The sequence below is a fragment of the Zhenhengia sp. genome, assembly GCF_046966505.1.
In the GTDB taxonomy this organism is placed as follows: Bacteria; Bacillota; Clostridia; order Lachnospirales; family Cellulosilyticaceae; genus Zhenhengia; species Zhenhengia yiwuensis.
Window position 1 is genome coordinate 199,442 of the sequence record NZ_JBKVCH010000003.1, and the last position, 12,522, is coordinate 211,963.

The 12,522-nt window shown below is 34.9% G+C and carries 11 protein-coding genes and 1 tRNA gene; 3 read left to right on the plus strand and 9 right to left on the minus strand.

Features of this window, described 5'->3' with window-relative positions; all coding sequences use genetic code 11:
• Positions 1-19: 19 nt before the first annotated feature.
• The 6 genes from kdpA to ACLTBU_RS05060 all read right to left on the minus strand — a co-directional run bounded on the left by kdpA (position 20) and on the right by ACLTBU_RS05060 (position 6,690).
• On the minus strand, positions 20-1,756 hold the full coding sequence (gene kdpA, locus ACLTBU_RS05035; protein ID WP_412217939.1) for a potassium-transporting ATPase subunit KdpA: 1,737 nt from the start codon (positions 1,754-1,756) through the stop codon (positions 20-22).
• Positions 1,757-1,900: 144 nt separating this feature from the next.
• Positions 1,901-3,613, minus strand: a complete 1,713-nt coding sequence (locus tag ACLTBU_RS05040; RefSeq protein WP_412217941.1) for a family 20 glycosylhydrolase — start codon at positions 3,611-3,613, stop codon at positions 1,901-1,903.
• 82 nt (positions 3,614-3,695) lie between these two features.
• Positions 3,696-3,779 (minus strand) — tRNA-Leu (locus ACLTBU_RS05045).
• 54 nt (positions 3,780-3,833) lie between these two features.
• Positions 3,834-4,673 carry a Cof-type HAD-IIB family hydrolase gene (locus ACLTBU_RS05050; RefSeq protein WP_412217942.1) on the minus strand — a complete coding sequence of 280 codons (840 nt, stop codon included), beginning with the start codon at positions 4,671-4,673 and terminating at the stop codon, positions 3,834-3,836.
• 18 nt (positions 4,674-4,691) lie between these two features.
• Positions 4,692-6,188, minus strand: a complete 1,497-nt coding sequence (locus tag ACLTBU_RS05055; protein ID WP_412217944.1) for a carboxypeptidase M32 — start codon at positions 6,186-6,188, stop codon at positions 4,692-4,694.
• Position 6,189: 1 nt separating this feature from the next.
• Entirely contained in the window at positions 6,190-6,690 is a 501-nt protein-coding gene (locus tag ACLTBU_RS05060) for a DedA family protein (protein WP_412217946.1), read from the minus strand.
• Positions 6,691-6,839: 149 nt separating this feature from the next.
• Between ACLTBU_RS05060 and ACLTBU_RS05065 the strand changes: the two genes are divergently transcribed.
• Positions 6,840-7,697: a DegV family protein gene (locus ACLTBU_RS05065; protein ID WP_249331110.1), complete on the plus strand. Its 858-nt coding sequence runs from the start codon at positions 6,840-6,842 to the stop codon at positions 7,695-7,697.
• Here the strand turns inward: ACLTBU_RS05065 and ACLTBU_RS05070 are convergent.
• The gene (locus ACLTBU_RS05070; protein ID WP_177671255.1) at positions 7,694-8,383 is read right to left on the minus strand and encodes a Crp/Fnr family transcriptional regulator; all 690 of its coding nucleotides are present in this window, start codon (positions 8,381-8,383) and stop codon (positions 7,694-7,696) included. The two genes, ACLTBU_RS05065 and ACLTBU_RS05070, sit on opposite strands and share 4 nt — an antisense overlap.
• A 102-nt stretch (positions 8,384-8,485) precedes the next feature.
• On the opposite strand from ACLTBU_RS05070, the gene hcp reads away from it, so the two are divergent.
• Positions 8,486-10,126 carry a hydroxylamine reductase gene (gene hcp, locus ACLTBU_RS05075; RefSeq protein ID WP_320651526.1) on the plus strand — a complete coding sequence of 547 codons (1,641 nt, stop codon included), beginning with the start codon at positions 8,486-8,488 and terminating at the stop codon, positions 10,124-10,126.
• A gap of 19 nt (positions 10,127-10,145) precedes the next feature.
• Here the strand turns inward: hcp and ACLTBU_RS05080 are convergent, their stop codons facing one another.
• A complete protein-coding gene (locus tag ACLTBU_RS05080) occupies positions 10,146-10,517 on the minus strand; it encodes a VanZ family protein (protein WP_177671257.1) in 372 nt (123 codons plus the stop codon).
• A gap of 160 nt (positions 10,518-10,677) precedes the next feature.
• On the opposite strand from ACLTBU_RS05080, the gene ACLTBU_RS05085 reads away from it, so the two are divergent.
• Positions 10,678-11,784: an SLC13 family permease gene (locus ACLTBU_RS05085; protein ID WP_412217949.1), complete on the plus strand. Its 1,107-nt coding sequence runs from the start codon at positions 10,678-10,680 to the stop codon at positions 11,782-11,784.
• A gap of 29 nt (positions 11,785-11,813) precedes the next feature.
• On the opposite strand, the gene ACLTBU_RS05090 is transcribed toward ACLTBU_RS05085, so the two are convergent.
• On the minus strand, positions 11,814-12,518 hold the full coding sequence (locus ACLTBU_RS05090) for a hypothetical protein (protein WP_320651528.1): 705 nt from the start codon (positions 12,516-12,518) through the stop codon (positions 11,814-11,816).
• Positions 12,519-12,522: the final 4 nt, after the last annotated feature.

Below are 12,522 nucleotides of genomic sequence, written 5' to 3' on the forward strand. Positions count from 1 at the left end.
GGTCACCCTTTCTTAATCTTTATGCAATCATTTGGAAATATTCAGCAATAGGACCAAGCGCTAAAGCTGGGAAGAAACTCAGTGCGCCAATTAAAAGTACAATGAAGATTAATAAAGCAACAAATAAAGCATTATGTGTAGGTAATGTTCCTACACTTACTGCTACTTTTTTCTTACCTACTAAGCTTCCTGCAATTGCAAGTGTTGCAACCATTGGAGCAAAACGTGCGAATAACATAACAATTCCTATGCTTACATTTAAAAATGGTGTATTTGCATTAAAACCAGCAAAAGCTGAACCATTATTACCCCCTGCTGATGAATAAGCATACAGTAATTCTGAGAAGCCATGAGCTCCTGAATTATTTAAACTATCTGCAATAGTCGGTATAAGTGCTGCAATACCACTTCCTACTAAGATACCAATAGGCGTTGCAAGGCATACCAGTACTGCCATCTTCATTTCAAAAGGTTCAATTTTTTTACCTAAATATTCTGGTGTACGTCCTACCACAAGACCAGCAATAAAGACTGTTAAAATTGCAAATCCAAGCATACCGTAAAGGCCACAGCCCACGCCACCAAACACTACTTCTCCAAGTTGCATAAGAAGCATTGTAACCATACCACCTATTGGTGTATAACTATCGTGCATGGAGTTTACAGATCCATTAGAAGCCGCTGTTGTAAAGGCTGCCCATGTCCCAGAAGTTGCAATACCAAATCTTGCTTCTTTTCCTTCCATGTTACCACCAGCTTGATTTTCAGCTAATATATTAACAGCACCTTCTTGTGCAAGCTGTGGTGTAGCTGCATGTTCATTCACGGCTATAACACTAAGTGCGATGACTAGCATAATAAACATAGCGCTAAAGATTGCAATACCTTGTTTTTTATCTTTTACATTACGTCCAAAAGTAAAGCATAGTGCTGCAGGAATAAGTAAAATTGAAATCATTTCAAGTAAGTTTGAAAATGGTGTTGGGTTTTCAAGTGGATGAGCCGAGTTAGCACCCATAAAACCACCACCATTAGTTCCTAATTGCTTAATAGCTATCTGACTCGCTGCCGGTCCAAGTGGCACAACTTGTTCTGTTACTACACTGCCATCTTCAAGTTCAATAGGTTCAACTAAAGTAACTGTTTCGTAAGATTTAAAGCTTTGAACAACACCTTGTGATGCAATTCCTAATGTAACTACAATTGAAAGCGGAATAAGTACATAAAGAATAGTACGTGTCATATCTATAAAGAAGTTACCAACTCCTTTTTCTTCAACTCTTACAAACCCTCTGATAAGTGCAAAGAGTACAACAATACCTACTGCTGCTGACACAAAGTTTTGTACCGTAAGTCCCATCATTTGTGAGAAGTAACTTAATGCATTTTCACCGGAGTAGGCTTGCCAGTTCGTATTTGTTATGAAGCTCGATGCTGTGTTGAATGCCAGATGCCAAGAGTTCCCTTCTATATTTTCTGGGTTGAGTGGCAAGAACCTTTGTAATACTAATAGTAAATATAAAAATGCGAAACCTATAGCATTAAATGCCAGGGTGCACATTGCGTATTTCTTCCAATGCATATCTTCTTTCTTATTAATTTTTAACATTCTATAAATGAAGTTCTCGCATGGTAAGAGAATTTTAGAAAGAAAAACTTTTTCTCCATTCATTACCTTTCCCATGTAGCTGCCTAGTGGAATGGCTAACACTACAAGAATGATTAAATAAAACCCATATTGTAAAATAGCTTGCATAATGCTTTCCTCCTTCATTTCTTTGACCACAGTTTAACACCTATAAAATTAATGTGGTGTTAGGATAGTTTATAAAGAGATTAAGATGGTATTAAGATTTCCACATCAAAAAAGGCTGTCTAAATGACAGCCTCTTTGTTATTTTTATTCTTGTAAGCAGTATGTATCAACTTCCTTGCATACTCTATTAAACTGCTTATAATCCCCGGAAAAATCTCTACTCCATAATTTTTGTCCTAATACTTGGATGCCTTCTTTAGCCCTATCATAGATTGCATCTTCTGAAACTTTAATGGTTATCATATCATTCCAAATAGAAAAAGCCCCACCAAGTAATTTAGGATGCCCTGCTGGAATAGTATAGGCGTCCCTAAACATATTAGGCTCCCATTGATTAAATAAATTTTCTTTATCTAAGTAATCTCTATAGTAATCGGCATTAGGCACAATATATAACCTTGTATCATCAGAATTAATAATATCGTAACCCGCCTTAATCATCTCTATAGCATCTACCCAATCTAGGCTCCAAATATTAATGATAACCCCTTCACTTATAACAGGGGTCTTCCCTTTAAAACTACTTAAATTTCCCCATAACCTCGGTGTTCTCCCTTTAGCTTTAATCCATCTTAAATATCTATCTGTATACGCTCTAAAAGCTTCTAATTCTTCATGAGTGCCAAAATACTCATCTGTTCCAATGTGCACATCTTGAAATCTAAAAGTTGGTTCATCCTCTCTCATATATTCCTCAAATAAGTCATCTACAAACCTATATGTATCTTCCTTCATAATGTTTAAATGGTCTCTTCCTTTACCAGGTCCTAGGGCTAACGTTTCATCATACTGAACAAATGCTAAAGAGTGAGCTGGTGTATCAATCTCTGGTACTATATCTACACTATACTGTTTAGCAAAATCAATAAGTTCTCCGAACTCTTTTTTGGTATAATAGCCATCTTGTGCCGCTAATCCCTTATAGGTATCACATTCTAATCTAAATGCTGCATACTCTGTACGCCACTTTGTATCATCAAAATGGATTTCATTATCATTTAAATGGATTTGGAAATCGTTCATCTTATACCAAGCCATAAGTTTAACATATTGTCTTAAAGCTTCTATGGAAGAAAATCTTCTTCCTACATCTAGCATAAATCCCCTTTTTTTATACCTAGGATAATCTCTTATAATACCTTGAGGAATACTATTGTTTTGCCTTTGTAATATCTGTAGTAACGTTCTCGTTGCATAGAAAGCACCCTTTTTACTTAGTGCAGTAAGAGCTATATAATCACGGATATGAATCAAATAACCTTCTTCTCCTATAGCTCTATCTTCATCATCTAGCTGTAAGTATATATCTGACTGCTTAGGCTCTCCTCCTATTTCTACCTTTAAGTCTAGTCCCATCATTTCACTCATATCCTGTTTTAGAATAGTTGCAATAGGTAATAACGCCTCTCTATTTATCTGACCTACTCTAATTGTAGATTCACTCGTAATAAAACATTTGCCTTCTAATCCTATCCATTCTTTTATTTCAGGAATGACATAAGGTTTAGTATTTTCTCCTACATCTTTTCCATAGCTTCCTGGTACAGTAACCTCTATCCCCTTTGTCCAGACTTCTTCTTCCTCACAAAAAATCCTAAAGTCAATAATCACCTTACTATTTACAAGCGGCTTATGAATAATTCCATCATCATCTATAATTTGTTTATAATCTGCTCCTAAAAATTCTATACCAATACCTTCTGGCACAGTCGGTATTGGTACTTTGATATCCTGCATAGTTATAGGCCTTACTTGTAAGTGTTCTACCACTTTCTGTAATTGTTCTTGTATCTTCATACGATCCCCCTTCTCCTCTTGTAAATACAAAAATAGCTACTACATAACTTCTTTCTTAGCCTTGTAGTAGCTCCTTTGTTAGTGCAGGTAACAGGACTTGAACCTGCATGAAGAAACCCTCAATAGAACCTGAATCTATCGCGTCTGCCATTTCCGCCATACCTGCTGGTAAAATTCTTAATTATCTAGATTTTACCACCAAGCTTAAGCTATTTCAAGTCTATTCAGATAAATTAAAGATATATTTTTGTACTGCTTTAGCAACGCCTGATTCATCATTTGTTAGCGTAATATCATCTGCCTTTTCTAGTATTTCTGGTGTACTATTACCCATCGCAATGCCCATGCCGGCATATTCAATCATAGACAAATCATTTTCATTGTCTCCAATACAAATTACTGCTTCTTTAGGAATATTTAAGTGCTCCGCAAGTTTGTTAACACCATATCCTTTATCTACACCTTTAGGCATCACTTCTATATTGTCACCACCTGATGATGAGACTTCATATAAATCAAGTGCTATCAATTCTGCCTTTAACTTTGCTAATGCATCTCTTTCCTCCATAGACATACAGAAAGCTTTTAAAATTTGTCCATCATAAGTTTCAAACGCATCATCAAAGTCTTCTACGTAAGCAATCTCAAAACGCTCTTCCTCTGGTAGCATTTCATTGAGCTTATTATGATAGTCTTCAGTCGCTTTTACACGTACATCACACAAAATGCCTTTTGTTGTGGAAAAATGTATCTCTATAGGATATTTTTTAGCGCATTTATAGAAAGTCATCACTTCATCATAAGTTAAACCTTTATGATAAAAAGGCTCTGCTTCATCTGGTAGGCCTATATAAGTTCCATTAGAACTAATAATAGGTCCATTTATACCTATTTGCTTATTAAAACCTTTGGCACATTGATAAATACGCCCTGTTGTAATGACGATACTAACGCCTTCTTCCTGTGCCTTTTGAAGCGTCTCTTTATTCTCATTTGTTACTTCACCTTTACTATTGAGTAAAGTACCATCCATATCAATACATATTAGTCTATATTTCATCATCATCCTCATCACTTTTTAAAGATTATAAAGTTTAGTATATTTATCCGTATAGTATCTTATAATAGGTGTTGCATCTAAATGGCTCTGACATGCATCTTGTATAATCTGCATAGGCGCTTTCATACATCCAAAAGTGTGTACATGTTCAGTAAGCCAATCTGATACTTTAATAAGCTCACCTTTTTCAAGAAGAGTATCTAATCCTCCTAGTTCCTTCTCTATCTGCATGAGGAACTGTCCACCATAAATATTACCTAATGCATAAGATGGGAAGTAGCCAAACATACCTCCTGCCCAATGCACATCTTGAAGCACTCCTTCCTTATGATTTACTGGTACAATGCCTAAGTATGCTTGCATCTTATCATGCCACGCTATAGGTAAATCTTTAACTTCTAGAGTGCCATCAAATAAAGCTTTCTCTAATTCAAAGCGGATAATAACATGTAGATTATAAGTCAGTTCGTCTGCTTCTGTTCGAATAAGTGATGGCTGTACCACATTCATTCCTTTATAAAATGCCTCTAATGATACATTTTTATAACTTGGAAAAATTTCACTTATCTTATTATAGTGATTCATCCAGAAATGTTTATTACGCCCTATAATATTTTCATAAAAACGAGATTGACTCTCATGAATACCCATAGAGGTGCCTGTATTTAAAGTAGTCCCTATAAGTGCAGGATTAATATGCTGCTCATAAAGTCCATGTCCACCTTCATGTAAAATACTAAATGCAGAGCTTCTTAAGTCTGTTAAATCATAGTTCGTCGTAATTCTTACATCACAAGGTGCATTTCCTATAGTAAAAGGATGTTCACTTTCATCAAGCCTTCCTGCTTCTAAAGAATAGCCTATAGCATATAATAAATAGTAACCAAGCTTTTCTTGATCTTCTTTAGAGAACTCACCTTTAAACATACTTTCATCTACTTTAGGCTTTTCTTTAATAGCTTCTACCAATGGTATAACACCTTTTTTTAGCGTTTCAAAGGTACGCGTAATAGTAGCTTCATCAATACCTTTTTCATATCTATTTAAAAGCACATCATAAGGCTTTTTATTAGGATCTATATACTGTGCCATAGCCTTATTAAGACTAATCATTTCTTCAAAATAAGGACGCATTGTTTCAAAATCACTGTTATGCTTTGCTTCTCCCCATACATTCTGTGAAGTCGAAGTAAGCTCTACATATCTTGCATAAAGGTCTTCTGGAATATTTTTAGACTCCTCATACCCTTCTTTAATATGTTCTACCATCTTACGTGAAATTTCATCTAAATTCGCCCACTCATCTGGCATAGATAAAGTATCTAAATATCCCTTCATCTCGCCTGATATACTCATTTTAAACGCCTCACTTGAAAGCGTCGTAAGCGCCGAAATATGTGCCTTAGCACCTTTTTTAGGCATCTTAGTTTCCATATCCCAGTTTAGAATCATAGCTGCATGCTCAAAATCATTGATTTTCTTAACATAGTTTTTAAATTGCTCTAAAGTACTCATTTTATCTCCCCCATATTCCTAATAAATAACCTGCTAAAATAAAACCTGCATTCCATAAAGTAATCCCTATAATAGAGTAGAAGGTAAAACCTCTAAGTTTCATACGTACAGTTCCCCCTACTAAAGAGATGAGTGTACGCGCAACAGGAATAAGTCTACTGACAAAAACTCCTCCATTCCCATACTTATCAATATAGCCAAAGCTCTTATCAATGGAAGGTCTCATTTTTTCATACTTCTCATAAATCTTATCTACTATAGGAGTCCCTATAAAATACCCTATAGCATATAAGGTATAACTTCCAAGCAGGCCTGCTAGAACAGATATACTCAAAGCATAAATAAAACTTATATCACTTCTTGCTATAAGCAGCCCTGCTGCTGGCATAATAATACCTGCTGGTAGACCTGGCAAGTTCATATACTCTAAATATACGATTACAAATAAAAAGATTATACCGTAGTCCTGCATATATCTTATCACAACGTCAAAACTTTCCATAGATTAACCTCTCTTACTTTATGTACTTTCTAGATCTATTTTGCCTTTATTATATATAAATTTATACTATAGAAAAGTCAAGAAATGATAAAGAAATAAAAAAATTATGATATAATAAGTAAATATTATACTTTACAAGGAGCATGATTATGGGTATTAAAATTGTAACAGATAGCACTTCCTATCTTCCTGAAGACCTTTGCACCACCTATGATATTTCCATTGTATCTTTAAATGTCATTTTAGATGGTGTAAGTACACGTGAAACAGAACTTTCCAACACTCATTTCTATACACAAATGGCATCTTCTAATGAAATTCCTACCTCTTCACAACCTATACCTGATGAGATGCTGACTACCTTTGAAAATATTATTAAAGAAGGGCATAGTATACTCGGTATCTTCCTCTCTTCAGAAATGAGTGGAACATATGCCAGCAGTCACCTTATACGTCAGATGCTACTTGAAAAATATCCTAATGCAACTATTGAGCTTTTTGACTCTTTAACAAACTGCATGCAAATGGGATTCGTAGTACTAGAGGCTGCGAAGGCTGCTATGACTCATCAAAGTATGGAGGAGGTTCTTGCTAGGGCAGCTTATGTACGTGCACACAGTCGCTTTATCTTTACACCTGAGGTACTTACTTACCTTCAAAAAGGTGGGCGGATTGGGGGCGCTGCCGCACTACTTGGTACTTTCCTACAAATTAAACCTATTTTAACTGTTTCTAAAGAAGGTAAGACAGATGTTTTTACTAAAGTACGTACCAAAAAGAAAGCTGTTTCTAAACTTATAGACATTTTACTTGAGGATATTAAATCTCCCGGGAATCTAGAAGAGCTTATTGTTCACCATATTAACTGTGAAGAAGAGGGCTTAGCTTTAGCAAGTACCTTAGAAGAAAAGCTCCATAAACCTATACGCATCCAATCCATAGGGCCTGTTATTGGCTTACATGTAGGCCCAGGAAGTATTGGTATTGCCTACCATTATAAAGACTAACGGAGGAAGCTCTTTAAAGCTTCCTCATTTATAATTTTGAAGCTATTTTTATAGTAATCAATCAGCCCATCTTCCTTCATTCTCGATAGCTCCCTACTCATAGCACTTCGTGATACATTCAGATATTCTGCTAAATCATTACGACTTAGAGTAATGTTAAAGGCCATACTTTTATTTCTCTTTGCCTCCTCTAATAAATAAAGTGCTAATTTCTCTCTCATTCCCTTTAGGATTAAAAAATCTATCTTATGATTTAGAGCATAATTTTTCTCCCCTAAAAGCATAAGCATATTATGAATCAGCAGGCTATGAAAAGTGCAACTTTCACCACAGGTAATAATAATCTTTTCATAAGGTATCATAAGTACATCTGCTTTTGTCTTTGTTCGTACTGTCACAGGACTTAGACGTTTCTGTGTACAGACAATTCCTTCTGCAAACATACCACTTTTTTCAAGCATGGCAATAATATTACGATCTCCTGCTATATTCTCTTTAACAATTTCCACTTGTCCTTCAAGCACAATTCCAATATGATTCACCTCCTGTTCTAATGCTATAATACATGTACCACTCTCATATTTTCTCACCTCACCTCTAAGACAATTTATAAGCTTCTCTAAATCAGAAGGCTCTATATTTTTAAATAAACGCGTCTTTTCTAAGACACTTAAATAATCTTTCATTTTCGTACTCCTTTTTGTTGCTATAGCAACATACTTTCTTTTCTATTTATATTATCCTTATGTCAAGAAATCATACAACTCACATAAGGAGTGATACTATCAATGGAAAATAAAATGTTTTGTTATCAATGTCAAGAAACTGCTCACTGCACAGGCTGTACCTCTTACGGTGTATGTGGTAAATCTCCTGAACTTGCACGTCTTCAAGATTTACTCATCTATGTAACAAAAGGGCTTTCTCAAATTACAACAGCATTACGCCAAGAAAAAAAAGGAGTAGAGCCATCTGTTAACCATACTATTACTTTAAATCTTTTTACAACTATCACAAATGCTAACTTCGATAATGAAGTTTTTTATACACGTATTTTAGATACACTTGCTTTAAAGAATAATCTTTTAACAAAACTTACAGACCAAGAAGACCTTAGTGAAGCCGCTCTATGGACCTCTAGCGAGCGCAGTGAATTGGACCAAAAATCTCTTACTGTAGGTGTACTGGCTACAGAAAATGAAGATGTAAGAAGTCTTCGTGAGTTAATTATCTACGGTATTAAAGGTCTTTCTGCCTATATGAAACATGCTAATGAATTAGGCTTTGATGATGAGACTATTAATGCTTTTATGCAAAAAGGCCTTTCTGCTACTTTAGATGATTCTTTAAGTATAGATGAGCTTATTTCTCTTACTCTTGAAACAGGTAAAGTCGGTGTAGATGCTATGGCTCTACTTGATACAGCCAATACCACAACTTATGGACATCCCGAAATGACTAAAGTTAATATTGGTGTAGGCCAAAATCCTGGTATTCTTGTTTCAGGTCATGACCTTAAAGACTTAGAACAACTTCTCGAGCAAACCAAAGGTACTGGCATCGATGTGTATACACATTCTGAAATGCTTCCAGCACACTACTATCCTGCTTTCAAAAAATATGACCACTTTGTAGGAAACTATGGTAATGCATGGCATAAACAAAAAGAAGAATTCGAAAGCTTCAATGGTCCAATTCTTATGACAACAAACTGTATTGTACCTCCAAAAGCTTCTTATAAAGATCGCCTTTTCACAACAGGAGCTGCTGGCTTTGTAGGCTGCACACATATTACACAAGATGCAAACGGTCACAAAGACTTCTCTCCTCTTATTGAACTTGCTCAAACATGCACAGCTCCTACTGAACTTGAACAAGGTAGCATTCTAGGAGGATTTGCTCACAATCAAGTACTTGCACTTGCTGACCAAGTTGTCGATGCTGTAAAATCTGGTGCTATTAAGAAGTTCTTTGTGATGGCTGGTTGTGATGGACGTCAAGCTTCTAGAAACTACTACACAGATTTCGCTAAAGCCCTTCCAAAAGATACAGTTATTTTGACAGCTGGCTGTGCAAAATATAAATACAACAAACTCAACCTTGGAGATATTAACGGCATCCCTCGTGTATTAGATGCTGGTCAGTGCAATGATTCTTATTCTTTAGCTCTTATTGCACTTAAACTTAAAGAAGTATTTGCCCTTAGTGATATTAACGAGCTTCCAATTGCTTTCAATATTGCCTGGTATGAACAAAAAGCAGTTATCGTTCTACTTTCTCTTCTTCACCTTGGTATTAAAAATATTCATCTTGGACCAACGCTTCCTGCATTCCTATCTCCAAATGTATTAAATGTCCTCATTACACACTTTAATATAGGTGGCATTACAAGTGTAGAAGATGACCTTGAAATGTTTATGAATAACTAAACAAAAAAGCCTAGGATTCCTAGGCTTTTTTCTTATGTATTAAAGTCATATAAGCCTTCCATAATAAGGCAGCAACTACAAATCCTATGGTATCTGCTACTAAATCTTTTAAATCAAAGGAACGGCTTACAGCAAAAAGCTGCACCACTTCTGTCATAAAAGCAAAAATAAATAAACCCAAAAAAGTATAGAGCATACGAGGCATACATTTATACTGCCATACATACTCCAGACAGAAAGTCCCCGATAATGTAAAGAACATACCAAAATGCACTAATTTATCCATCCCTGGTATCCCTACACTCGGTACACTATCCCCTGGCATTAAAATTGCAACTAAAATAAGTAGGATGACTACTAATGTCAACTTGTACTGTTTAACCCACTGCATATTATTCTCCTTTTCTAAACTCACAATATGACTGTATTTATTGTATCGTATCTTTAAATAAGTTGTCTAGTTCTATCTATTTCTTAAATTGATAAACCTCTTATTTCGTTATACAATAGTTTAAGTTATAAAATGTTAGTCACACAAGGGAGATTTAATCATGCTTTATAAACTATTCCATCACTTAAAGAAAGATAGTGTCCTTACACTTTCTCTTTTACTGGCTCTTGTCAGTTCCTGTTTCAGTATACCTAAATGGTCTTATATTGACTTTAAGGTACTCTTACTCCTTTTTAACCTTATGATCGTTGTAGCAGCATTTAAAGAACTTAAGGTATTAGATTACTTAGCCATTTATTTACTTAAACAATGCAGTTCTTATCAAAAGGTGGCTTTTGTACTTACCTTCATAACTTTTATAAGTGCTATGTTCGTTACCAACGATGTGGCCCTTATTACCTTTGTTCCTTTAACCTTAATTATTTCAAAGAAAGTACAGCTTCCTGTACTTAAAACTGTTATTTTTCAAACGCTTGCAGCTAATTTAGGTAGCTGCCTAACACCTATGGGCAATCCTCAAAATTTATTTTTATATTCCTATTACAATTTATCTATAGGCACTTTCTTTGCTATTATGCTCCCAGTAGTGCTTTTAGCTATTATTTTTTTAATAGGACTTACACTTACAGAGTCTAAGAAAACTTTGTCTTTAGAGCTTGAGCTACCTACCGTTGGTAAAGTAAGTCATATTATAGGTTTTAGTATACTCTTTTTTATTATTTTACTTTCTGTTTTTCATGTATTAGACAGTACACTGGCTTTCCTTATAGTGATAGCTTTTGTACTTCTTCTTAATAGAAAACTGTTTAAACAAGTAGATTATAGCCTACTTATAACTTTTATAGGCTTTTTTATTTTTGTGGGGAATGTATCTACTTTTCCTACCATACGTGCATCTATGCAAAGTATACTAAGTAGCGAAAGTAGCACTTACTTCACCGCCCTCATTAGTAGCCAATTTATAAGTAATGTTCCCGCTACTATGCTTTTATCTGGTTTTACATCTTATTATGAGCCTTTACTTCTAGGGGTTAATATAGGAGGCCTAGGTACACTTCTTGCTTCCTTAGCAAGTGTCATCTCTTATAAACTTTACATAGGCACCTATGAAAATGAAAAAGGTACTTACCTTAAACAATTTACTTTTTATAATGTATCGGGTCTTCTTCTATTTGTACCGCTTATCTATATTATCAGCATTCTATAAAAAAGAACTCAGCCTGCGCTGAGTTCTTTTTATTTTCTAATTTCAAGGAGTAGATTTTCTACCCAACCTTTTTTGTACTTAAGAGAAATATATCCAATAACAGACATCACAAAGGCACCTACAGCATCTACAATTAAGTCTTTCATTGTATCTATTAATGCTGCTCTTCCTACAAAGCCTGTTCCATCTTCTAGTCCAAACTTTTGCATATTCGTACCAAGTAGACCATCTGCCATAAATTCATATACCTCCCATGCTACACCTAAAGTAATTGCAAAACAGAAAGCAAACACAACAACAAACATAGGACTTAAATGCATAGGTACTCTTTCTGCCTTATTGAGGAAGCTTACAAAGGAAAATCCTAATGCTCCTAGCATGGCTCCACTGAAAGTATGTAAAATAGTATCCCAATGTGGTACTGTATAATAGAAACTACGCACTTCTCCCAAATAAATCGCACAATATAAAAATACTGTATATAAAATCATCATATTAGAAGGGATTTCTAAATTAATCTTTTTCTTTAATAGTCCTGGAAGAAGCATCGCAAATACTCCAACTATACATTGTAATAACATTAAAACATAATCACTTTTCACACGTACAAAAGGTTCATTTGGATCTGCCATACTTGGTGCCGCTATCATGGTCATAATAATGAACACAATCGAAAAAATAAGCGACATCATAACAAAATAATTTAATATCTTTTTCCAATTAATTTTCTTCACTCAA